The sequence below is a fragment of the Wukongibacter baidiensis genome (assembly GCF_050888315.1).
GTDB classification, from domain to species: Bacteria; Bacillota; Clostridia; order Peptostreptococcales; family Caminicellaceae; genus Wukongibacter; species Wukongibacter baidiensis.
In genome coordinates, this window is the sequence record NZ_CP138202.1 from 1,513,525 (window position 1) to 1,535,421 (window position 21,897).

The 21,897-nt window shown below is 31.6% G+C and carries 26 protein-coding genes; 2 read left to right on the top strand and 24 right to left on the bottom strand.

What is annotated here, in order from left to right; all coding sequences use genetic code 11:
- Positions 1-78 precede the first annotated feature (78 nt).
- The 5 genes from mltG to R9X47_RS07085 form a co-directional block, all read right to left on the bottom strand.
- Positions 79-1,086: an endolytic transglycosylase MltG gene (mltG, locus tag R9X47_RS07065; RefSeq protein ID WP_432666050.1), complete on the bottom strand. Its 1,008-nt coding sequence runs from the start codon at positions 1,084-1,086 to the stop codon at positions 79-81.
- Between the two features lie 27 nt (positions 1,087-1,113).
- Complete coding sequence (locus R9X47_RS07070; protein WP_432666052.1) at positions 1,114-1,254, bottom strand: hypothetical protein; 141 nt, start codon at positions 1,252-1,254, stop codon at positions 1,114-1,116.
- Positions 1,255-1,368: 114 nt separating this feature from the next.
- Positions 1,369-1,539, bottom strand: a complete 171-nt coding sequence (locus R9X47_RS07075) for an aspartyl-phosphate phosphatase Spo0E family protein (RefSeq protein ID WP_432666054.1) — start codon at positions 1,537-1,539, stop codon at positions 1,369-1,371.
- Positions 1,540-1,908: 369 nt separating this feature from the next.
- Positions 1,909-4,698, bottom strand: a complete 2,790-nt coding sequence (locus R9X47_RS07080) for a UPF0182 family membrane protein (RefSeq protein ID WP_432666056.1) — start codon at positions 4,696-4,698, stop codon at positions 1,909-1,911.
- Positions 4,699-4,959: 261 nt separating this feature from the next.
- The gene (locus R9X47_RS07085) at positions 4,960-5,583 is read right to left on the bottom strand and encodes a class I SAM-dependent methyltransferase (RefSeq protein ID WP_432666057.1); all 624 of its coding nucleotides are present in this window, start codon (positions 5,581-5,583) and stop codon (positions 4,960-4,962) included.
- A gap of 141 nt (positions 5,584-5,724) precedes the next feature.
- On the opposite strand from R9X47_RS07085, the gene R9X47_RS07090 reads away from it, so the two are divergent.
- On the top strand, positions 5,725-5,997 hold the full coding sequence (locus tag R9X47_RS07090) for a metal-sensitive transcriptional regulator (protein ID WP_432666059.1): 273 nt from the start codon (positions 5,725-5,727) through the stop codon (positions 5,995-5,997).
- A 200-nt stretch (positions 5,998-6,197) separates the two neighbouring features.
- On the opposite strand, the gene R9X47_RS07095 is transcribed toward R9X47_RS07090, so the two are convergent.
- The 16 genes from R9X47_RS07095 to R9X47_RS07170 all read right to left on the bottom strand — a co-directional run bounded on the left by R9X47_RS07095 (position 6,198) and on the right by R9X47_RS07170 (position 18,241).
- Entirely contained in the window at positions 6,198-6,416 is a 219-nt protein-coding gene (locus R9X47_RS07095) for an SHOCT domain-containing protein (RefSeq protein ID WP_432666061.1), read from the bottom strand.
- 17 nt (positions 6,417-6,433) lie between these two features.
- On the bottom strand, positions 6,434-7,252 hold the full coding sequence (locus R9X47_RS07100) for a hypothetical protein (RefSeq protein WP_432666063.1): 819 nt from the start codon (positions 7,250-7,252) through the stop codon (positions 6,434-6,436).
- 365 nt (positions 7,253-7,617) lie between these two features.
- Positions 7,618-9,018 (bottom strand): RNA polymerase factor sigma-54, encoded by a 1,401-nt coding sequence (gene rpoN, locus R9X47_RS07105; RefSeq protein WP_432666064.1) that lies wholly within the window; start codon positions 9,016-9,018, stop codon positions 7,618-7,620.
- 94 nt (positions 9,019-9,112) lie between these two features.
- Positions 9,113-9,328 (bottom strand): heavy-metal-associated domain-containing protein, encoded by a 216-nt coding sequence (locus tag R9X47_RS07110; RefSeq protein WP_432666065.1) that lies wholly within the window; start codon positions 9,326-9,328, stop codon positions 9,113-9,115.
- Between the two features lie 137 nt (positions 9,329-9,465).
- Positions 9,466-9,663, bottom strand: coding sequence for a hypothetical protein (locus R9X47_RS07115; RefSeq protein WP_432666066.1), 198 nt, complete (start codon positions 9,661-9,663; stop codon positions 9,466-9,468).
- Between the two features lie 21 nt (positions 9,664-9,684).
- Positions 9,685-12,144 carry a heavy metal translocating P-type ATPase gene (locus R9X47_RS07120; RefSeq protein WP_432666067.1) on the bottom strand — a complete coding sequence of 820 codons (2,460 nt, stop codon included), beginning with the start codon at positions 12,142-12,144 and terminating at the stop codon, positions 9,685-9,687.
- Entirely contained in the window at positions 12,119-12,409 is a 291-nt protein-coding gene (locus R9X47_RS07125) for a hypothetical protein (protein WP_432666069.1), read from the bottom strand. Before R9X47_RS07125 ends, R9X47_RS07120 begins: the two co-directional genes overlap by 26 nt.
- Before the next feature lie 142 nt (positions 12,410-12,551).
- Positions 12,552-13,058, bottom strand: a complete 507-nt coding sequence (locus R9X47_RS07130) for a hypothetical protein (protein ID WP_432666070.1) — start codon at positions 13,056-13,058, stop codon at positions 12,552-12,554.
- 281 nt (positions 13,059-13,339) lie between these two features.
- A complete protein-coding gene (locus R9X47_RS07135; protein WP_432666071.1) occupies positions 13,340-15,631 on the bottom strand; it encodes a hypothetical protein in 2,292 nt (763 codons plus the stop codon).
- A gap of 34 nt (positions 15,632-15,665) precedes the next feature.
- The gene (locus R9X47_RS07140; protein ID WP_432666072.1) at positions 15,666-15,956 is read right to left on the bottom strand and encodes a hypothetical protein; all 291 of its coding nucleotides are present in this window, start codon (positions 15,954-15,956) and stop codon (positions 15,666-15,668) included.
- Between the two features lie 18 nt (positions 15,957-15,974).
- Positions 15,975-16,364, bottom strand: a complete 390-nt coding sequence (locus R9X47_RS07145) for a NusG domain II-containing protein (RefSeq protein WP_432666073.1) — start codon at positions 16,362-16,364, stop codon at positions 15,975-15,977.
- Positions 16,365-16,380: 16 nt separating this feature from the next.
- Positions 16,381-17,211 (bottom strand): prolipoprotein diacylglyceryl transferase, encoded by an 831-nt coding sequence (gene lgt, locus R9X47_RS07150; protein ID WP_432666074.1) that lies wholly within the window; start codon positions 17,209-17,211, stop codon positions 16,381-16,383.
- A gap of 80 nt (positions 17,212-17,291) precedes the next feature.
- Positions 17,292-17,423 carry an LDCC motif putative metal-binding protein gene (locus R9X47_RS07155; RefSeq protein ID WP_432666075.1) on the bottom strand — a complete coding sequence of 44 codons (132 nt, stop codon included), beginning with the start codon at positions 17,421-17,423 and terminating at the stop codon, positions 17,292-17,294.
- Positions 17,424-17,451: 28 nt separating this feature from the next.
- Positions 17,452-17,685, bottom strand: coding sequence for a zinc ribbon domain-containing protein (locus R9X47_RS07160; protein WP_432666076.1), 234 nt, complete (start codon positions 17,683-17,685; stop codon positions 17,452-17,454).
- A gap of 16 nt (positions 17,686-17,701) precedes the next feature.
- Positions 17,702-17,986, bottom strand: a complete 285-nt coding sequence (locus R9X47_RS07165; protein WP_432666077.1) for a hypothetical protein — start codon at positions 17,984-17,986, stop codon at positions 17,702-17,704.
- Between the two features lie 69 nt (positions 17,987-18,055).
- Positions 18,056-18,241 (bottom strand): hypothetical protein, encoded by a 186-nt coding sequence (locus R9X47_RS07170; RefSeq protein WP_432666078.1) that lies wholly within the window; start codon positions 18,239-18,241, stop codon positions 18,056-18,058.
- A 270-nt stretch (positions 18,242-18,511) separates the two neighbouring features.
- On the opposite strand from R9X47_RS07170, the gene R9X47_RS07175 reads away from it, so the two are divergent.
- On the top strand, positions 18,512-18,937 hold the full coding sequence (locus R9X47_RS07175) for a SoxR reducing system RseC family protein (RefSeq protein WP_432666079.1): 426 nt from the start codon (positions 18,512-18,514) through the stop codon (positions 18,935-18,937).
- A gap of 355 nt (positions 18,938-19,292) precedes the next feature.
- Here the strand turns inward: R9X47_RS07175 and phnC are convergent, their stop codons facing one another.
- From phnC to phnD, 3 genes are read right to left on the bottom strand one after another with little or no spacing between them, the layout of a single operon-like run.
- The gene (gene phnC / locus R9X47_RS07180) at positions 19,293-20,036 is read right to left on the bottom strand and encodes a phosphonate ABC transporter ATP-binding protein (protein ID WP_432666080.1); all 744 of its coding nucleotides are present in this window, start codon (positions 20,034-20,036) and stop codon (positions 19,293-19,295) included.
- Positions 20,037-20,816: a phosphonate ABC transporter, permease protein PhnE gene (phnE, locus tag R9X47_RS07185; protein ID WP_432666081.1), complete on the bottom strand. Its 780-nt coding sequence runs from the start codon at positions 20,814-20,816 to the stop codon at positions 20,037-20,039.
- 14 nt (positions 20,817-20,830) lie between these two features.
- A complete protein-coding gene (gene phnD, locus R9X47_RS07190) occupies positions 20,831-21,724 on the bottom strand; it encodes a phosphate/phosphite/phosphonate ABC transporter substrate-binding protein (protein WP_432666082.1) in 894 nt (297 codons plus the stop codon).
- Between the last annotated feature and the right edge of the window lie 173 nt (positions 21,725-21,897).

Consider the following 21,897-nt stretch of genomic DNA (forward strand, 5'->3'; position numbering starts at 1 on the left):
TTATGATTTTCTATGGATTAAAAAAAGCCTGTCCAACTAACTTTTCAGCGGATTAGGCTTTTAGAGTTATATAATACTTTAATTAATATACTTTTTTACATTTTCTCTATGCTCTTTATATGTTTTACTAAATACATGACCTTCTGTACCTAACACATAATAAAGATAATCATGTTTCTCTGGAAAAAGAGCCGCTTCTATGGATGCTTGTCCAGGAGATGCTATTGGGCTTGGTGGAAGTTCTGTATATTTATACGTATTATACTCAGACTCTGATTCCAAATCACTGTACATAAGTCTAGCAATATGATCTTTCCCTTTAGTTATTCCGTAAATAACCGAAGCATCAATCTGTAGTGGCATATTTTTTTCCATTCTATTATATATTACTCCTGAAATTGTTTTTCTTTCTTTATCATTTGCAGCTTCCTTCTCAATTAGTGATGAAATTGTTACTACGTCATGTATACTAAGTCCTAACTCTTCGGCTCTTTTTTTATACACATTTAAAAACTTTTCATTGAATCGTTTAATCATCATATCTATAATTTCTTTCTCGCTAAGGCCTTTCGGAATAAAATAAGTGTCTGGAAATAAATAACCTTCTAGTTTATAACTTATGCCATTCTTATCAATATAAAGTTCAAAACCCTCTAATCCTTCCTGAGCATTTTTTAAAAATACTTCTTCATCAATCAAATTATTTTCTGCAAGCTCCTTTGTTATCTGATATAAATTATATCCTTCTGGAATTGTAACTTTAATATACTCTTTTTGAGGATTTTGAAGCTTCTCTAGAAGCTCATCTAAACTAATTTTCGCTGGAATAGTATATATTCCAGCCTGTAAATTTTTTTCTAATCCTTTGAGCCTTGTATAATAAGTAAAATATTTAAGAGATTTTATAACTCCCTGATTCTTTAATTTGCTTGATATTTGGTTTAAGTTCGACCCCTTATCTATATTTATAAATACCTCATTCGTATTAACTGTTAAACTATACTTACTATTAAATTTAACAGAAGTACCTATTACAATACTAATTATAAATAAAGATACAATACTTATTAAAAATAACTTCCTCATTTTTTTTCATCCATTTCATTTAATCGATTACTTACTTTGTTTTATCATTTCTTTTTTAATGAATTTATCAATTTCAGATGAAAACTCAAAGAATTCCAAATAGCCACCACCATTTTTGATTATTTCATCTAATTTATCGATTATTTTCATTGTTTCTTCCTTACTCATATATTGAGCCTCCTTTTAATAAGTTAGTTTATAAATTGACTTATGTAAAGTGTATTTTAAATACTTATTTTTGCTTTATAAAATAAGTATTTTTAAAATCAAGAAAAACATTTATTAAACTTGTTTGTATCCCTGTTTGTAATAAAATACTATAAGTCTATCAAGTGACTGACTCATTTTAACTATTTCATCTTCTATAAGGTTATCATTAAGATTTTTTTCAAGTGTATACCTTAGTAAATCTATTTTATTTAATAGTTCCTTTCCATTAACTATATCTTTCATAGAACCTCCATCTTTATCAATTAAATTTTATACTATCAGTTTTAGCTTATATACATTTTCTTATTTTTCTAATCCTTCACTCTATCATAAAGCAAAATTAATGCCAATATATCAAGCCACTATATATCCGCATATAGTGGTTTGATTTTTAGTATTGTGTAGAAAATGCTACTTTCTGTGTTGCATTTCCTACAGCAAGGATATTATATTTTATTATTCTTCATATCATACCTCCAAATATATCTTAAACTTTATATTTATAGTAAACATAGCTAAAATTATTGCTTTAAAAATAGAGTTTAGCATAACACTAAACTCATACAAAACATATGTTTATTCTTCTGTTGCTCAAAATAAATACAATCTTTTCTAATTTCCTATGTCTAAAAGATCAATATTGTTTATGGTTTCATTATTTAATCTATTTAGTTTTTCTAGTATTACTTTTAATTCATCTATAAGTCTTCCATACTCTGCCCAAGCTCCTATTTTTTGAGCTTCTAGTGACCTATCGAAAACATCCTTAGCTTTTATTATTAAACCTTTAAGATCTCCATCTTCTATTGTGGTCTCCACTTGAGGAGATTTTAGTCCTTGTTTTTCATTAACTTCACCAAATATTTCTTCTAAAGCTTCTTCAAAGGTAGGCTTCATTACAATCTGTTCTCCATATCCTACTATTACCCTTTTAACTTCCGGTAGACTATCTTCACTGTCTGCCTTTAGATATATTGGTTCCACATATAATAATGAATTTTCAATAGGTACAGTAAGTAAATTCCCTCTGATAACTGTAGACCCCTTTTGACTCCATAGTGTCAGCTCTTTAGATATATTAGCATCAGAATCAATTTTGTTTTCGATTTGCATAGGTCCATATATATTTTTACTCTTTGGAAGCTTATAAACTACTAATTGTCCATAATTCTCCTTGTCATTTCTACCTACAAACAGTGCCGTCATATTCTTTTTGTCCTTTGGAGTATAGGGTATTGTAAGTACAAATTCTTCGTTCTTTTCTTCCGGCAATTTCATAACTAAATAATTTGATTCCATAGGCTGCTCCTCTGATTGATACAACTCATCGGCAATATCCCATTCATCTTCTTGATTATAAAATACTTGAGGGTCTTCCATATGGTAAACTCTATATATTTGTGATTGTATATCAAATAATACCCTTGGATATCTTATGTGAGCCTTTAAATCCTCAGGCATATTTTCTATTGCTGTAAATAATTGTGGGAAAATTTTCCTATATGTATTTATTAAAGGATCCTTTTCATCTGATACATAATAGGTTGCTTTTCCATTATAGGCATCTATTACCACCTTTACGGAATTTCTAATGTAGTTTATACCTGAATTTGAAAGTGGCTCAGAATATGGATAGTTTCCACTTGTTGTATATCCGTCGATTATCCAGTACAGCTTTCCTTCACTTAGCACTATATATGGATCTGAATCATATTGTATATAGGGCATTATCTTTCTTATTCTTTCATTTATATTTCTATTTAACAATATTCTACTTTCTGAGGTTATGTTTCCTGATAATAGCATTTTCAGACTTTTTTGTTCATATGCAAATAATAGCTTATTAATGCCATTTAGCTTTATTCCACCACTACCACCATAGGTACTCTCTACGTTTGATGAACCCTTTGGATAATCGAATTCCTTTTCTTTAGTATTTACAATAACATAGTCATTGGTTAGTTCTCCAAAATATATTTCAGGTCTTTGAATTTCAAATCCTTCTATCTCTGTTGCCGGCGGAATGTTTTCAATTAACATGTAGGGTAATCCTTCTGTGGTTATCTTATTTACCGGTGACATTACTACTCCATATCCATGGGTATATTTTAGCTGTCTGTTAATAAAGGTTAATACTTCTTCTCTAATTTTAGTCTGATCTAATTCTCTAGCCGATATAAATACTTGTCTGTATTTCCCATCTACATAGTATCTATCAACATCCACATCATTAAAGTTATAATAGTACCTTATCCCTTGCTTTTGATTGTATACAAGTTCTGAAGGTCTGTAATCATTTATCCTAACATTAGTTAAGGTATCTTGGTTTTTTTCCAAATCTTCCTTCGTTAGATTTTCCAACGCTGGAAATTCCTTTTCAGCAACAGCTTCAAGTCCATACCCCTTTTGCGTAAATGCTATATTATGCTCAATAAATTGCTTCTCCTTAGATATTTCATCGGGAGACACTATATAATTTTGTACTAGACCAGTAGCTACATTTCCTAAGAGAGATACAGCAATCATCAATACTGGCCCTGTTACAGCTAGCTTAAGCTTTCTTGTTTTAATTCCAAATACTAGAATAAATGCAGATATTAACGAAAGTATCATCATTATTCTATATTTTAATAATGTAACCTTTATATCAGTATAGCTTGCTCCATAAACTACTCCCCTTGTAGAATATAAAAGTTCGTAGGTTCTTAAATAGTATCCAAGTCCTAATACTGTAAAAAATATAAACCCTATCACTATTAGCTGCCTCGCAGCAATGTCTAGTATCTTCGAGACATCATCAATGTTTATATGTCTAATATTAGGAATGTCGATTTCTTCATTATTATCAACTGATACTGGTCTTCTTAAGGTCATCATCGCTCCGTAAAAAACTACAGTCAATACTGCAATTAATACTATAAAACTTGTTAACGCAAAATATAATTTCTGAAATAATGGATATTTAAATATGTAAAAGGATACATCCTTATTAAAAATAGGATCAGATATATTGAAACCCGTAGAGTTAGTAAAACGTAATATATCGAACCAAAGGTTCTTTGATGCACTGATACTAGAGATAAATCCAACAAATAGTGATCCAGCAAAGGCCATTTGATTTATTCTTTTTTCCTCTACACCTTGATAAACAACATTTACTTTTCTATAATAATCCTTTTTAATTGAAATAAGATAAAGATACGTAAATAGTATTATTACAATAAATAGAGGAATACCTATTTTAAGCTGAGTCATTAGCTTTGTTAAAAACACCTTATCAAATCCAAGCTCATTAAACCATTCATAATCTGTTATAAAGCTGATAATGGTATTAAAAGATGTAATTAGTATTAATGCTACAACTACAATAATACCCATTATTAATTTTCTGGCACTTTTCAAATTTGTCACTCCTTTGATTTTTTGTATATATAATGTATTTAATTTCTATAATATATAAGCATTTATCATGCCAACATATATTGTAGGTTTTTAATCGCATTCAGCAAATTTTAATTTTTAAGAGTGTCAAATCCCTCATCCACTGTGGGAATTAGATCAATTTACTTCTTCATTTTGATATGAATAATTTACATGTTTTTTGATTTGATTACTCCCAAAACTAAAAGAAATTCTATTTAATAGAAATGAACTCGTTTATCTTCAGCTAAACGAGTTCACTATAACAATTTTTTTCACTATATCTAACCATAGATCTGTAACTTGTATGTTTTTAAAGCCTGCACTCTTAATATTGGATACAGTCCTTCGATTGATGTTAGCACCATATGCCCCTACAAAAATCGGATTAAATATGTCCATCAAAGTTCCAATTAATTGCCTCTCACTTCTTACATGTTCGATCATTATAATTTTTCCATTTTCTTTACATACTCTTTTTATTTCCTTTAATCCCTTTACAGGGTCCGGTACAGAGCAAAATACGCAGGTGGTAAGTACTGAATCAAATGAATTATCCTCAAACTCCATATTCTGAGCATCCATTTGTAATAATCTAATTTCTTTATTAAGGTTTTGAGCTTTTTGTCTCGCTTTTTTAAGCATCTTACTACTGAAATCTATCCCTGTCACCTTTAAGTTTTCAGGATAGTATTCAACGTTCTTACCCGTGCCAACTCCAACCTCTAAAACATCTCCATATAACTCTTTAATAGCTTCCTTCCTCCAATTCGAAAGCTTTGAAGCTTCCATGGGCTTTTCCATCAAATCATATATCTTAGCAACTCTATCATATCTTTTTCTAATTATCTCAGTTCTATTATTCACTTTACTCCTCCTTCAGATTATTAATATAATTTATTAATGCAATCTTTATACCAGAATTAATATAATATTGAGTTTTCATTGGCATAAAATTTGCTTTAAAATATGATTAAAATACTATGTCAAGGTATAAGGGGTGACATTATGAGTTCATATGCAAATGAAAAAAAAGATATCTTAAGAAGACTTAAAAGAATAGAAGGACAGGTAAAAGGGATACAAAAAATGATTGAAGATGAGAGATATTGTAGCGATATTTTGATACAGATAGCAGCTATTAGATCAGCCATCAATAAAGTAGGAGGAATTGTTTTAAAGGACCACTTAAAGGGTTGTGTAAAAAACTCCCTTTATCAGGATAATAAAGATGATGTTATAGATGAACTAATAGATACCTTACTACAATTCAGCAAGTAATTTCCATATTTTTCAACTCTTTAAACTTCCCTTGTGTTTTATGAATCGACCTTACAACTTAATAATAGTAAATTTAAGTAAGTCTAATAGAAATTCAAAGGGGCCATCAAGCCCCTTTGTTTAAGTCACAGATTTCTCTCAGATAAATGAGCTCACTAAAAAGTATCTTGATGTTTTAACCAAGATACTTTTTTATGATTTTAGCCTTTTAGAATTTTTCTTTTTCTTAGATATTCTTCTTCAGTAGTTTCTCCTTTTGCATATCTTTCCTTTAAAATCTCAAGTGCATCGTTGTTTCTATATCTATCATTTGAATAATTATTAGATATATTCCTTTGGTTATTTGCTATTAAATAAATAGCTAATCCAATTATTAATATCCACATAATTCCTCCACCCATCATTCCAAAACCCATCATCCTATATCATCCTTTCTTTACTCATCATGATGAGATATTATCTTCTCAATATCACCATGCCATGTGTGATACCATACGTTACCTGAATAATGGTTCACACTTAACATTCCTACAGTTTCATCATCCTTACTAACATGGAATGTATAGTACCCATAAAACTCATGTCCTTCGTTTTCAACTGAATAATCTTTATCTAAAATTTCTTTTACATATTCATCAGCAATAGATACAGCTTTTTTTCTGTCTAGCTTTTCTAGTGAATCATATATATTTATATTATTCCAACTTCCCATACCCATCATTCCGAAACCTCTTGACCCGTGCATACCATACTTTTCATTCCACATCATATTTGGTCCATATTCTGGGTAAATTGCTCCACTATATGGATTAACAAGTAACTCCATAGCTCCTTTTCCTGTATCCTCTTCTTCTATTGAAACGTAGTAATCACTGTTTTTATATACAAACATATCACCTATTTCTAAATTTTCATCATAGGTTTCTATATATTTTTCAACAGTTTCTTTTATTTCATCTTCAGACATTTTTTCACTGTTATAGTATTTATAATTATTTGAATTCCCCCATGCACCCATCATTCCTGACATATGTTCATTTCCCATGTGCCCAAATCCCATATGTCCGCCAAAACCATTCATCATTCTGTATCCATTTCCGTACCCACTTCCAACCACGTTTCCATTCATCATTCCATATCCATTAAAGTTTCCATTAAAATTGCTATAAGAAGAAGCAAAAGCAAAGCTTGTAAACCCTAAGGATAATATCAATACGCTAACTATTCCTACCATTACTTTTTTATCTTTTTTCATATGTTTCCCCTCCTAATGTATTATAGATTTTAAATTCTTTTAAGTCTAAATTTTTCTTATTTTGAAATCTTCAACAAACTACTTGACTATGTTATTTTTTATTAATTACTAATATTGTCTCCTCCTTTTTTCTTTGTTTCTATAAGTAAATTATAGGACAAAGATGTGGAGAAATTATGAAGTTCATAAAAGTTTGTTAAAATTTTAATATGAAATTTATCAAGGATTTTACCCCTCTTTTATAAACTTTAAGAAAATATCAAAAAATAAATTTACACCCGATTTTTAGTAACCAGGTGTAAACAAATTATTATGCTTTAAGATATATACTAATTACTACTTGAAACATCAAATTGTATAAGGAATTAATATCTTCTCCGCTTTGTCGATGATGGAATGCCTAATTCACTTCTATACTTTGCTACTGTTCTTCTAGAAATATTAATTCCCTTTTCATTCAAAACCGCACTGATATGTTGATCACTAAAAGGCTTTAACGAATTTTCATTATTTACCATATCTTTTATTATTATTTTTATACTTTCTGATGATATTCCTTCACCTGTAGCTTTTGTAGTTCCACTTTGGAAAAAGTATTTAAATTGAAATGTTCCTTTTGGGGTTTCAACATATTTTCCACTTATTGCTCTACTAACTGTTGACTCATTAACACCCATCTCATCAGCTATATCTTTCAGTATCATTGGTTTTAAATAAATTTTTCCTCTTTCAAAGAAGTCAATTTGTTTTTCTACTATTTCCTTTGCAACTCGATAGATAGTATTTCTCCTTTGCTCAATATTCTTAATAAGTCTTACTGCTGAATCTAGCTTTTTATTGATATAAACCATTGTTTCACTATCAGCATCTTTATTAGTAATTAATCTTTTATAATATTTACTGATATTTAACCTTGGAGATGTAATGTCATTTACTAATACTACATATTCTCCATTTCTTTTCAATATGGCCACATCTGGCATTATATATTTTAAATCTCGTGCTTGGCTAAATACTCTACCGGGTTTTGGTTCTAACTTTTTAATTATATCCATTGCATTTTGTACTTCCTTTATGGAAATATCGAGTTGCTTCGCTATATATTTTAGTTTATTGTCTGCCAATTCCGATAAAAAGTTTTCAACTATATTGATTACTACTTTGTCATAACAATTATTCTCTCTAAGTTGAATAAGTAAACACTCTTTTAAATCTCTTCCACCTACTCCTTTTGGATCAAAACTTTGGATTTCATTAATAATATTCTGAATTGTATTATTAGATACCTCAAATTTACTTCTTATTTCTTCAATATTAAGATTTAAATATCCATTGTCATCAATATTTTCTATTAGATATTTGCCAACTACTTTTTCTATTTTATTAAGTTCTAGCATTTGTAACTGAAATAATAAGTGTTCTTTAAGTTTTGTTGCTTCAGACATAAACCAGTTAAAATCTTTTTTATTTGTATCGTCATTATTCTCTTTATAGGTATTAAAGTTATATCCATAGCTATCTTCAGAAAAATACTCGCTCCAATCAATCTTCTCATTAATCCTTTCATTATTTAAACTATTTTCTTCTTGATAAGATTCTTGATTTCCATTTTGAATTTCAAGTGTTGGGTTTGTGGTTAATTCTTCCTGAATAAACTGATTTAATTCATAGGAATTAAATTGTAAAATTTTAATTGCCTGTCTCATCTCTGGTGTTATAACAAGCTTTTGTGATTGTTCAAGATGCATGTTATAGCCTAATTCCATATATATCATCCTTATATTTTTGCTTTTATTTAATATTTATAAATATTAAAAAAGGGTCTTTTAAAAGAGCCCTTTTCTAATATTGTACTTTATACTATATTTCCTCAACTTCAACTGCATTGTATCCTACTTCTTCAATAGCATCTATAAGATTTTCATCATCAACCTCATGAGCTAGTTCTACTATTGCCAATCCATCAGCTACGATAATCTCTACTTCTTCAACTCCACTAACATCTTTTAAAGCTCCTGTGACATGACCAGCACAGTGACCACAACTCATACCTTCAATAACAATTTTCTTTTTCATAATAAATATTACCTCCTAAAATTATTTTATTTATGTTTAGGCTTAAAGCAATTTAATCTTGATGCATTAGCAAGTACTGATACTGAACTAAGTGACATCGCTGCAGCTGCAAAAATCGTGGCTCTTTATTAAAGTTACTATAATCTTTCTTTTATATATTGTACTAATTCTTCAGAATTATCTCTGACAATTAACTCATTTTCAAAGTAACCATAGGCCTTATCTGGGTAAGCTGCACAATTTTCAATACACCCAATTTCAATAATTTTTTCAGGAACTGATTTTTTAAGCTCGCTAATGTCTACATTTGAGCAGTGACTGCATACTCTAATCATAAATATTACCTCCTAAAATTTTTATTTATATTTAGGCTTAAAGCCCTTTAACCTCAATGCATTTGCTAATACTGATACAGAGCTGAGTGACATCGCTGCTGCTGCAAATATTGGATTAAGCTTTGGTCCCCCAAAGATATATAGAAGTCCTGCAGCGATCGGTATTCCTGCTGTGTTATATGCAAATGCCCAGAATAGATTTTGTTTGATATTCCTTATTGTGGCTTTACTTAATTGAATTGCAGTAACAACATCTACAAGATCACTCTTCATTAATACTACATCAGCTGACTCCATAGCAACGTCTGTACCTGAGCCTATAGCCAATCCAACATCTGCTTGCGCCAATGCAGGTGCATCGTTTATTCCATCACCTACCATAGCAACCTTCTTGCCTCTTTCTTGAAGCTTCTTAACCTCATTAGCCTTATCCTGTGGAAGCACCTCTGCCAAAACTATATCAATACCAACCTGTCTTGCAATAGCCTCGGCAGTTCTCCTGTTATCACCTGTAATCATAGCAACCTCTATTCCCATATCATGAAGCCTCTTAATAGCTTCTGCACTACTCTCTTTTACAGTGTCTGCTACTGCTATAATTCCTGCTAACCCTCCATCTATAGCTATAAACATCGGTGTTTTTCCTTCATTAGCAAGTTTATCTGATTCCTCCTGTATAGTTACATTAATCTTCCTATCATTCATTAGTTTCCTATTACCAAGTAATATATCCTTTCCATCAATACTAACCTCTATCCCATGGCCTGGTATTGCTTTAAACTTATCAATTTTCTTGAATTCTAAGCCCTTTTCCTCTGCGCCCTTTACTATTGCTTCTCCCAGAGGATGCTCAGAGCCCTTTTCTGCTGAGCCAGCTATTGATAATATTTCGTCTTCCGTATATTCCTCAGTAGTTACAATATCTGTAACTACTGGTTCCCCTTCAGTTATAGTTCCAGTTTTATCAAATACAATTGTTTCTATTTTATGAGTGGTTTCTAAAGGCTCACCACCCTTTATAAGCACTCCGTATTCTGCTCCCTTGCCAGTTCCAACCATTATTGCAGTAGGAGTTGCTAGGCCAAGAGCACAAGGACAAGCTATTACAAGGACTGCTATAAAAATAGTTAGGGCAAATATTGCTGTTGCACCTCCTAGGAAGTACCAAGCTAAACCTGATAATACCGCTATAGCAATAACTATTGGCACAAAATATCCTGAAATAACATCTGCCATCTTGGCTATTGGAGCCTTAGAACCTTGTGCATCTTCAACAAGCTTGATAATTTGAGCTAGAGCCGTATCCTTTCCAACCTTAGTAGCCTTGAATTTAATAGTACCGTTTTTATTTATACTTGCACCGATCACTTTATCCCCTATATTTTTTTCAACTGGAATACTTTCACCAGTAAGCATTGATTCATCTATAGAAGTATGTCCATCAATAACAGTTCCGTCAACTGGTATTTTATCACCTGGTTTTACTAATATGATATCTCCTACTTCTACCTCTTCTATTGGAATAGTCATCTCTTTTCCCTCATGTATTACAACAGCAGTCTTTGGTTGTAGTCCCATTAGCTTCTTAATTGCCTCAGATGTCTTACCCTTTGAAACTGCCTCTAAGTACTTACCTAATAAAATAAGTGTTATAATAACTCCTGCTGTTTCAAAGTATAAGTCATTTGCGTATCCAATATCTCCACCTGCTATTTGAATTGTTCCGTATATACCATAGAGTATCGCTGCTGCTGTACCTATAGCTATTAAAGAATCCATGTTTGGATTTCTTCTTATCAATGCTTTAAAACCTACTGTGTAAAATTTATTACCTGCTATAATTACTGGAATTGTAAGTATTAATTGAGCTAGAGCAAAATTTAAGGGATTACTAGAGGGTTCAATCAACTCAGGAATTGGTAATCCCAGCATATGACCCATTGCTATATATAATAACGGTATAGAAAATATGGCTGAAACTAAAAACTTTGTCCAAAGGGTCTTCATTTCTTTTTGTCTTCTTTCCTTCTCAGCATCAACTTCATCCCCAGCTTGAACCTCAAGAGCCTTGTATCCAGCTTTTTCAACAGCAGCCTTAAGTTCTGAAATTCTTGTTTGGTATGGATTGTATTTTACAGTCATCTTTTCTGTAGCAAAATTGACGTTTATTTCTTCAATACCCTCTAATTTTTTGATTTCTCTTTCAACTGCCGCTGCACAAGATGCGCAGGTCATACCTCCTATGGGGATAGCAACCTCCCTGAGTTCTACATCTTCTTCAGCACTATAACCAGCATCCTTAACAGCTTTTTTAATATCATCTATTGAAGTTGAAGATTCATCGAAGTTAACGTTTAATTTTTCAGTAGCAAAGTTAACACTGGAGCTCTCTACTCCATTTACTTTACCTACACTTCTTTCAACTGCCTTCGCACAGGATGCACAGGTCATTCCATTAATTTTCAGTGTTTCTTGTTTCATAATTTTCACTCCCTTTCGTCAGAACTATTCTTTTTATGATATTTAATGCCTTAGCTTTATCTACATTAGTATATACACTACCATCAATTCTTACTATTGGTCCATTACATTCTTCTTTACAGCTACATTTTTTCATACTAATTTCTATATCAACGTTTATAAGCTTTGTAGTATCATCTTTAAGAAACTCATAAAGTTCTATACCTTTTTTGTAACTACAACATTTTTTAGAATTACATCCAATACAAACTTCAATACTAATCATTATAGTTTTCTCCTTACAAATGTATACCTATACCCCACAAGGGTATGAGTTTTCTAAAAAAAATTTCCTAGCGCTTGAGGTGGAGGATGGTTAACGGGACTGTCTCATAAAAACATCTTATGAGCTTAGCCCCGGTGTGTTCTTATTTAAACTTATATCTAAATTGATCAAAATCACCCATCATACTTGAATTAGATGAACCAGTTCCATGGCAATTTTCTGCACCACCCATATCATTATGCATCTGAATCATTTCTTCTCTTCCTATTGATTCCATCATATCTGCCATGTATCCATAATCACTTTCTCTCATTATCTTTATCATATTCTCATAGTCTTCATCGGTCATGTTATTCATAAACCCATCAATTACTTCATGATCATTATTTTGCATAGCCTTTGCCATATCCTCATACCCATTTTCCTTCATAATTTTTATCATATCTTTGTATATATCTTTCTTTTCCTTATCTTTGTCATTTTGCTTAACTTCAACTGACTGACTTTTGCTACTAAAAATATTTCTCTCAACTTCTAATTTGCTTAGTCCTTTTTCAGCATTGTTATCTGTATTGGCATAGACTAAGCCAGTTAATGTTCCCACTGCTAGAACTCCTGCAATTGCAAATGCTAATCCTTTTTTCTTCATATTACATCTCTCCTCAATTTTTTAATTTTGTTATAGTATTCTTTATTAGCAATCCTTATGCCAATTTAGATTCTCCAATAAAAAAACTCTTATTTTTCATGTTTCAATATAGACGAAATATAGTAGGCAACTTGGATTCATATAAATTCCTTAAAAGAAAATTTTCTTAAACCTTTTATTCTTATTAAAACTGATAAATACCAGTTTTAATAAAACTATATTTTGAATGTAGGAATTCCCACACCTATTGTAGCAAAATCGTTATTTTGGTTAATAAATTGCTAAAAATCTTTTAAAGGATTTCTCACATATAGATATAGATACAACATAGCTCCCAAAATGATAGTAATATTAAATCCAACTTTCATTGAAAAACTCACTGCCAATATAGAACCAATTACTGAAAATATCCCATTTGCTCCCCACATTAGAGGTACAATATCGTCCCTCCTTATCTCTTCTTTAATTTTGCTTATACCCGTTGGAAATGGCATCCCCATAAGTATACCCATAGGTAATAGTGTAAAAAATATAGTAGCAACTTTGTACAATAAATCAAAATCATTTGTCAAAAGAGTTATTTTATCAATTACCGTTAATACTGTTATAACACTTGTCGTGGTAAGCAACAGATATATAGATGATTTAGATGTATGTTTTTTTACAAAGCTATGACCACTAATTAAACTCCCTATGCCACTACTTACTAAAATACTGAATAAAACACTACTAAATGCAATTGTCGGGTTACCAAAATAAAGGACAGTTTTCTGAACAAATGGTATTTCGATCAGCATATATGCCATACCAATTACAATGAAATACTTAGAAATTTCATTTGTTTTTCTTTCTATAAAGTACTTCCTTTTAACTACAGACCATATAACTAATGCTAAAATTCCAATTAAGATAATCTCCTTTGGTACTAAGTTTGTATAGTTGTAGAAAAATGGGCTATTATCGTTGATTGGCTTAACATTAACACTATAAGTCTCTAGCATATCATTGTAACTAATCTCATTATCTCTCAACTGCCTAAATAGTTCATATTCTCCGCCTGGAAAATGAACCAATTGTCTCCTTTGAAAACTAGTTATGTCCAAAAGAGATTCTATCTCATCTTGAGTAAAGGGATCATTTTTAAATACAATCATAGGCATTCTAATCATATCCCCATGAACACTTCTATGATTTTCACTTGCTCCATTGACAATTACAAAATGATTAGTTATATCCTCCTGACTTACTCCATTTTCCATTAACACCTTAATTCCTGTATTAACTATTTTTGTCATATCTAATGCGCTATGGGTCATAAAACTTAATTTACCATTCTCATTTAACTTTTTTAAATACTTTTCAAAAGCTTCCTCAGTAAATAAGTAATTTTCCGATAGAGAGTACATTGTATTCTCTATCGCATTAGTCATAACCATAGAAAGGTATATATTGTCGTAGGTCTCTTTTGTATTTTCTATAAAATTTCTTCCATCCTGATTATAGGTCTTTACTTCTGGTCTACGATATATGTTGCCACTGAACTCTTTAAATTCATCAACGGCTTCTATTGTAGATGAGTTTATTTCTACCGCAGAAATATCTTTACTTTCACCTAACAGAGCTAGCAAAACATCTTTACCACCACCAGAACCTATAACAAGAGTTTTATCGTTTTTTCCTATAGCAAAGGGTATAAAATTGACCTGTTTCTTTAAATAATCAACCTTATTTAAATCACCATCAAATCTTATTATTGGTGCCGAAGCCCCACCATCGGTAACTACTATTTTTTCATTCTCATTGGTGGTCTCGATGACATCAGTTCTTGATATGGCATTCCACTTTGAATAAGATATACTTAATGGCTTTTCATTAGTGTCCTGTAGATAGCTTATTACCGTATTAGGACTAGAAAAGTATGAGCTAAATCCTTTTTCAATATCCCTAACAAGGCTTCCCTGGATTAATACTCCTACTATTGGAACAAATATCAGACTCTTTAATACAGTGCTCTTCTTTTCTCTAAAGTAGCTTGCTATGAAAATCGAAGCACCAATGGCTCCCAATGTTGTTATCACAACACTATACATGAAGCCATAGGTATTCATTACTTTAATTATCGCTATACTTCCAAGGGCTGAGCCAACTAAGTCCATAAAGTAAAGCTTACTGCTTGCGTCGATAAATTCCTTAAAAATGATTGATATAATTGATCCACCAATTACAAAGGGGATTATCCCTATTAAGGCATAAAGTGAATACACTGGAACGTAGGGCATTCTATATATCAACAGAATAGTAGCAACTATACTTAGAGCTAACAACGATGAAAGTCTTATAATCATTTTGTTAATATCTAGATTTCTTTTATTTTTTAGCTGCCTATAAGCAGCAATCCCCCCTAAACCACTTCCCAATATGGCAAAGGACACTACTAAGAATACTAAGTTGTGACTTAAAATAACCGAAAATAACCGTGTTAATAATATTTCATAACTAAATAGTGAGAATGTTATAAGAAATACTGCTAAGTACATAAATATATCGTAGTTCTTTTTTGTTGATTTCTTCATTACTGCGTCCCCCTAACTTCATTAAAACCTATGCTTATTCCTTACTATCCACATTTATATTTTCACCTTTATCATCGCCGTGACATGAGCCCTTGTGTCCATTCTTTCTCATCATGAACATCATTCCAATATGCATAAGCGGACACAATAAGAAAATCAAACCTGATGACACGCCGCCATTTATACCAAATAGAGGTAAGCCTGCTATTAGCAGTATTGGTATAAGACAGCAAAGCATCATCATCAATCCATGCTTCATCATCCCTTTGTGTTTTTGGTCCTTTTCTCGATTCATTTCCCTTGTATTTCTATCCATATTCTGCATTATTTTACCCTCCTTTTTTTAATAAGACACTTCGTCAATATCTTGATCTTTTGTATCAGTATTTTCGATACTTATGGCTATTTTGTTTGGAAGACAAACTATGGTCTCATATTCTTCATTAATCCATCCAGTTAGGGAACAGATTTTATTTCGACATACACGTTTATCCATTTCAAGCATTCTGACCTTTCCAGTCTTTATCTCAATATATCCAACTTCATCTCCAAAATTAAAATCGTATATGCTATTAGTTTTATCATCAACTGAAATTCTTTTTATTTCTTCTCCACCAACTTCAATTACTATGTCTTTTTCCTTTGCGTAAGAGCTTGAATAGATTATGGAGAACATACTGGATATACTCATAATAACCACCGTAAATATTATCACTATATCTCCTTTTTTCATTTTCCAACTCCCATATCTAATGTATATAGTAGTAAAACCATGTACTAACCCCTGCAAATAAAGCAATTATTATATAGTGCATAACAGAAACTTTTAATGTATTGCTTGACTCAGACTCATATGGGATTATTTTTCTTTTCTTGATACTTTTATGAATCAGTAAAGCTATTGCAATTATCACTAGGCTTGTTATATGGGCGATAGTAAAGGGCCCATATACTATTGGATTAGTTCTGAAGAATTCAACTATCCCTCTAATTATTGAAAAGCCAATAATATACTTGATAAATAATTCGCCATTATATCTAACCTTACTCCTACTTCTCCAAAGGTAAGTAAAAAGAAGTAAATCAAGTAATGCTTCATAAAGCTGAGCTGGATGTAAAAGTTGGGAGTTTGCCACTACTCCCCATGGATAAGGTTTTTCCATAGGGACACCAAAAACATCACATCCTATTCGACCTATCGCTTGTCCAATTATAATACCTGGTGCAAATACATCGGCGACCTCCCAAAATGAAATTCTTTTCTTCTTCGTATACCAGAAAGCAAATCCGATACCTAAAATCAAAGCTCCTTGTATAGATAAGCCACCATCTCTTATAGAAATAATCGCCTTTGGATTTGCAAGGTAATACTCAAGGTTAAATGCCAAAACGTAATATAACCTTGCTCCTATTAAAGAAGCTATAATTGTGTAAACAGCTAGATCAGTCAACTTATCTATATCCATTCCTTTTCTCTTAGCTTCTTTTATCATAATAGCCATTCCAGTCAACATCCCTAATGCAATAGTAATTCCAAATAGATATATTGATACATGTCCTATTCTAAAAAGTTCTACCATAGGTTCCCCCCTTTTCTTTTGCGTCACTAAAGTTCTCTCATGAATTTTATTTTTACTAATAGCTAAGTAATTCTATACTCCTATTTCTCTTTTTTTGTTTTAGTATTATTGCCTTTCTGATTCAAATCACAGCAATCTAGTTTTCCTGAACCAAAGCTTTTTTTGTTAGCATCTTCAAGATTTTTTATAAATTTTTCAAACCATTTTTTCATTTTTATATCTCCTCTATAATAATTTTTGTTATTCACAAAATGGACATCTTCTCCAAGTAATATCAATCATCTTCTCACACTTCTCACATCTTTTCTTGAGCTTTTCTCTACACTTTGGACAATAAATATAATCATCCTTTATAGCACTTCCACATTTATTACATTTTGAAATACTATCTGTATCATAGCAATCACAGGAATTATTTTTCATTGTTACAAAGTAAAGTAAAGCTATAGCTATAATCAAAGGTATTAGCATCATGCTATACACTATCCTCTCAAATAGAATTTCCACAATAAGGGCATATACTAAGTTCATTCTCTATACTTGCACTACAGTATCTACACTTTATTTTAGTTTGCTTGTATCTGTATAGGAATATTATTATTAATATCAGTAGCAATAATGGAAGATAATAAACAAGCAACATCTTGATTCCATTTATACCGCTGCCGCATATACTACTGTAGAAATTATGATGACCCATACCAAACCAGTAATACATACCAAACAATATTATTAAAGCTAATATGGTTGCATATATAAAAATACTTTTCTTCATCATTTCCCTCCACAATCTTGTAGGATTTCCTACATCTCTTGCTTGATATCATCCACAAGTCACTAATTTCTAAATGTCTATTGCATTATTTTTTTCATCATCCTCTAATAACCTTTTTTGTTTGTTCATAACAAAATCATCCCTTCTCCTATCATGATTTCGACCATGACCTCCACAGCACCCACCCCTTCTAAACATGTAAAATACTAGGTAGCCCATCAGAATTATATACATAACTCTAAAAATCTGTAGCATAGCAACCTCTCCTTTCCTTCCATTTATTCAAAATATTAATCAAGTTTATATTAACTTGTGTATGCCATGAATTCCTGCAGTTATACCTACAAGCATAGCAAACACAATCGTTGAAACCACAACGTTTTTAAGTTCATTCATATTCATCAACCTCCTTTATATCTACTTAATCTATACTAGAGCAATATCTATGCCAACTTTTTTTGAAAGCAATTTTGTTTAGGAGGTATGATTTTTGCTAATAAATATACATAGAAAGGAGGGTATATTATGGAAAAAATCGGAAAAGTTATATCTACAAGCGGAAATATAGCAAAACTTGAAATAAGAAGGGCTAGTGCCTGTGGTGAGAAATGCGGCAGTTGTAGTGGTGGCTGCAGCAGTACAGGCACCTTCATAGAAGTAGAAAATCCTCTCAACGCAAAGCCTGGTCAATTTGTAAAGATCGAAGTTGAAACTAAGGTAGTTATGAAAGCTGCTTTTATAGCCTATGTATTTCCACTCTTCATGCTAATATCAGGAATAATTTTAGGGTCCTACATTCATAAAACTTTCCATATTAACATTTCATCTGAAGTTTTTAGTCTTTTAACTGGTATTGTTTTGATGAGTATATCCTATGGAATAGTTAAAATCATTGACAAAAATTATGACTCAAATAAATATATTGAAAAGAGAATTACAAAAATATTGTAGCTCGAATAATTATGACTATTAATATATAGATTTGATGATATTTTTCACATTAAAAAACCTAGGAATTTTCCTAGGTTTATTTTCGGGGTTGCATAGCTAGTAATTATAAAATTTATTACTAGCTATACATATATAAATGGGAATTTTTAATGCACGAATATATAAAGCAATTTACGTGCCAAAATGAATATGGGCTAATATCAGCCTTTGGCACATTGGTTTTATCTTTTCTTGTGGCAAATAACACACCAACTTTGTCATTTCACACAGTAGACACTAGTATAAATATTTTTTAGCTATGTTCTCCCTCCTAAACAAAAAAACATCGATAGACTATCCTATCAATGTTCTTATCCTATTCTGTATCATAAATTTTAGCCAATATTTCATCGTTTAAATTATCTGGTATATCATCAAAAATGATTTTTCCTCCGTTTATTCCGATTATTCTTGTAGCAAACTTCTTAGCTGCATCTACATTATGCAGGCTGACTATCATTGTGATGTTAGTTTGAATATTAATTTCCTTTAATAATTCCATAATTGATACTGCTGTGATTGGGTCCAAACTAGAAATCGGTTCATCTCCTAGAATGATTTCTGGTTGTTGGACAAGGGCCCTAGCAATCCCTACTCTCTGCTGTTGTCCACCACTTAGTTTATCAATACGTCTATGAAGAAAATCATCTAGGCCTACTGTCTTAAGGGCTTCTTTTGCAGCTTCCAATTCATCCTGAGAGAAGTTTCTTCTTATCACATTCATAAGTGATTTATATCCAAATCTCCCTACAAGAACATTTGTTATAACGTCTAATCTATTTATTAAATTATAGCTTTGAAATATCATACCAAATTTTCTTCTGTATTTCCTTAGACTATCCCCTTTTAGCTTTGTAATGTCATTTCCACAATATAATATACTCCCATGGGTTATATCAATCAATCTATTAACACAACGGATCAATGTAGATTTTCCAGAACCGCTAAGCCCTAGTACAACAACACGCTCTCCCTTTGATATATCTATATTTACATTTTCCAAAACATAGCCACTGTTCTTATGATAGGATTTATATAATTCCTTTATCTGCAAATACATTTAAATCACCCTTTGTCTTACATAGGCACCTATAGCATCTACTATAACTACAAGAATCATTATTACCAGCACATCTACGGCAACCTTTTCATATTGAAATATTTTAAAGTGGATGCTGAGAAGCTGACCTATACCACCTGCCCCAACCAAACCTAATACTAGCGAAGCCCTAATACTAACCTCTAATCTATAAAAAATATTTGATAGTATAACAGGAATTATTTGAGGAACTATCCCATAAAGAATAATTATACTTTTTGAAGCTCCTGTTGATGCAACTGCTTCCTGTGGACCTTTATCTACAGCTTCAATGAGCTCCGATATCATCTTTCCTAATACACCTACATTGTGAAGTGTTATAGCTAATACCCCTGCCACAGGACCTAGACTAACTGTAGGCACAAAAATGAGGGCGAAAACTATTTCAGGAACAGAACGAATAAAGCTTAAAAAACCCTTAGTTGATGAATATACAAACCAGTGGGGTGATGTATTTTTAGCCCCTAAAAAGCTTAAGGGCATAGCAATAATCGTAGCTAACACAGTTCCCATTATGGCAATTTGGATAGTTGTTATAGATTCCTTTATTGCCCTAGGTAACACAGTCCAGTCTGGATTTAGGAAACTCTTTTTTATAAAATCAACTGTATTTCCAATATCCTTAAAAAGCAGCGGGTTAAATTTTGTACCCACTGCACTCCATAATAATAGAAGGACTAATAAAGACCAATAATATAAATTTTTATTATCTCTTCTAAAAGTTGATCGTTGCCTCTTCATCAAGAACACCTACTCTATATTCTACCATCCATCTTTGCTGCTTTTCTTATGGCTTCATAGTCGCCATCCTTAGCTTCTGTAAATCCATTAGCACCAAATATATCTAATATTTCCTGATCCTTTACCTTTAAGAAAGCTTCTCTAAGTGCAGCCTTAAGCTCTTCTGAAGTATCCTTCTTTACTGCCCAAGGATACTGGAATAGTTTGTCTGATTTCCATATAATCTTAAACTTTTCTGAATCAACTACACCACTTTTCTTCATTGATTCAAATATGGCACTATCAATTGCTCCAGCGTCTATCCTTTTGTTTTCCACAGCTATTGCAGTAGCATCATGCCCTCCGGTATAGGTTATTTGCTTGAAGTCATGGTCTGATTCATCTTTAAACACGCCTTTTTCTTTAAGCATGATTCCTGGTATTAGAGAACCAGACGTTGAGTTAGGATCTCCAAATGCAAAATGAATATCCTTAGTATTGTTAATCAAGTCTTCAACTGTGTTTAATGATGAATCATTAGGTGCAATAATATATGAATAGTAATATGGCTCTCCATTTACTAACATAGTCGCGATGGCCTCTGCTCCACTCTTTTCATTGGCTATAACATATGTAAGTGGCCCAAAATAAGCTAAGTCTACCTTTCCATAGTTCATAGCTTCTACAACTCCATTGTAGTCAGGAAAAACTTCAACTTGTACCTCTGTACCTACTTCATTTGCAATGTGCTTCCCTAGCTTATCCATTGCTTTTTGCATATCACCTTGATTTTGAGTAGGAATAACTCCTATTACTAATTTTTCCGGCATATTGTTTGATTTATTATTTACCTGCTCATCTTTCCCTGAACACGCTGCAAGGGAAATCAACATAAATGCTGCTAATAAAATTGAAACCAATTTCTTCACTATCTATTCCTCCTTTGTTGTCGATAATCGTTATCACCCATCCCTTAAAATACATTTTATTATATTCGACATTCTTTGTGAAATCGAAATATTTTATAGGTTTCTGTTATATATAGGTTTTTTTTATAAAAAAAAGAGAGGTCTCTAATTACCTCTCTCATAAATACACTATT

What these genes read in the sequence shown, in the direction of transcription:
- mltG (WP_432666050.1), bottom strand. Translation starts at nt 1,086, where the DNA reads ATGAGGAAGTTATTTTTAATAAGTATTGTATCTTTATTTATAATTAGT.
- R9X47_RS07070 (WP_432666052.1), bottom strand. Translation starts at nt 1,254, where the DNA reads ATGAGTAAGGAAGAAACAATGAAAATAATCGATAAATTAGATGAAATA.
- R9X47_RS07075 (WP_432666054.1), bottom strand. Translation starts at nt 1,539, where the DNA reads ATGAAAGATATAGTTAATGGAAAGGAACTATTAAATAAAATAGATTTA.
- R9X47_RS07090 (WP_432666059.1), top strand. Translation starts at nt 5,725, where the DNA reads ATGAGTTCATATGCAAATGAAAAAAAAGATATCTTAAGAAGACTTAAA.
- R9X47_RS07095 (WP_432666061.1), bottom strand. Translation starts at nt 6,416, where the DNA reads ATGATGGGTTTTGGAATGATGGGTGGAGGAATTATGTGGATATTAATA.
- R9X47_RS07100 (WP_432666063.1), bottom strand. Translation starts at nt 7,252, where the DNA reads ATGAAAAAAGATAAAAAAGTAATGGTAGGAATAGTTAGCGTATTGATA.
- rpoN (WP_432666064.1), bottom strand. Translation starts at nt 9,018, where the DNA reads ATGGAATTAGGCTATAACATGCATCTTGAACAATCACAAAAGCTTGTT.
- R9X47_RS07110 (WP_432666065.1), bottom strand. Translation starts at nt 9,328, where the DNA reads ATGAAAAAGAAAATTGTTATTGAAGGTATGAGTTGTGGTCACTGTGCT.
- R9X47_RS07115 (WP_432666066.1), bottom strand. Translation starts at nt 9,663, where the DNA reads ATGATTAGAGTATGCAGTCACTGCTCAAATGTAGACATTAGCGAGCTT.
- R9X47_RS07120 (WP_432666067.1), bottom strand. Translation starts at nt 12,144, where the DNA reads ATGAAACAAGAAACACTGAAAATTAATGGAATGACCTGTGCATCCTGT.
- R9X47_RS07125 (WP_432666069.1), bottom strand. Translation starts at nt 12,409, where the DNA reads ATGATTAGTATTGAAGTTTGTATTGGATGTAATTCTAAAAAATGTTGT.
- R9X47_RS07130 (WP_432666070.1), bottom strand. Translation starts at nt 13,058, where the DNA reads ATGAAGAAAAAAGGATTAGCATTTGCAATTGCAGGAGTTCTAGCAGTG.
- R9X47_RS07135 (WP_432666071.1), bottom strand. Translation starts at nt 15,631, where the DNA reads ATGAAGAAATCAACAAAAAAGAACTACGATATATTTATGTACTTAGCA.
- R9X47_RS07140 (WP_432666072.1), bottom strand. Translation starts at nt 15,956, where the DNA reads ATGCAGAATATGGATAGAAATACAAGGGAAATGAATCGAGAAAAGGAC.
- R9X47_RS07145 (WP_432666073.1), bottom strand. Translation starts at nt 16,364, where the DNA reads ATGAAAAAAGGAGATATAGTGATAATATTTACGGTGGTTATTATGAGT.
- lgt (WP_432666074.1), bottom strand. Translation starts at nt 17,211, where the DNA reads ATGGTAGAACTTTTTAGAATAGGACATGTATCAATATATCTATTTGGA.
- R9X47_RS07155 (WP_432666075.1), bottom strand. Translation starts at nt 17,423, where the DNA reads ATGAAAAAATGGTTTGAAAAATTTATAAAAAATCTTGAAGATGCTAAC.
- R9X47_RS07160 (WP_432666076.1), bottom strand. Translation starts at nt 17,685, where the DNA reads ATGATGCTAATACCTTTGATTATAGCTATAGCTTTACTTTACTTTGTA.
- R9X47_RS07165 (WP_432666077.1), bottom strand. Translation starts at nt 17,986, where the DNA reads ATGAAGAAAAGTATTTTTATATATGCAACCATATTAGCTTTAATAATA.
- R9X47_RS07170 (WP_432666078.1), bottom strand. Translation starts at nt 18,241, where the DNA reads ATGCTACAGATTTTTAGAGTTATGTATATAATTCTGATGGGCTACCTA.
- R9X47_RS07175 (WP_432666079.1), top strand. Translation starts at nt 18,512, where the DNA reads ATGGAAAAAATCGGAAAAGTTATATCTACAAGCGGAAATATAGCAAAA.
- phnC (WP_432666080.1), bottom strand. Translation starts at nt 20,036, where the DNA reads ATGTATTTGCAGATAAAGGAATTATATAAATCCTATCATAAGAACAGT.
- phnE (WP_432666081.1), bottom strand. Translation starts at nt 20,816, where the DNA reads ATGAAGAGGCAACGATCAACTTTTAGAAGAGATAATAAAAATTTATAT.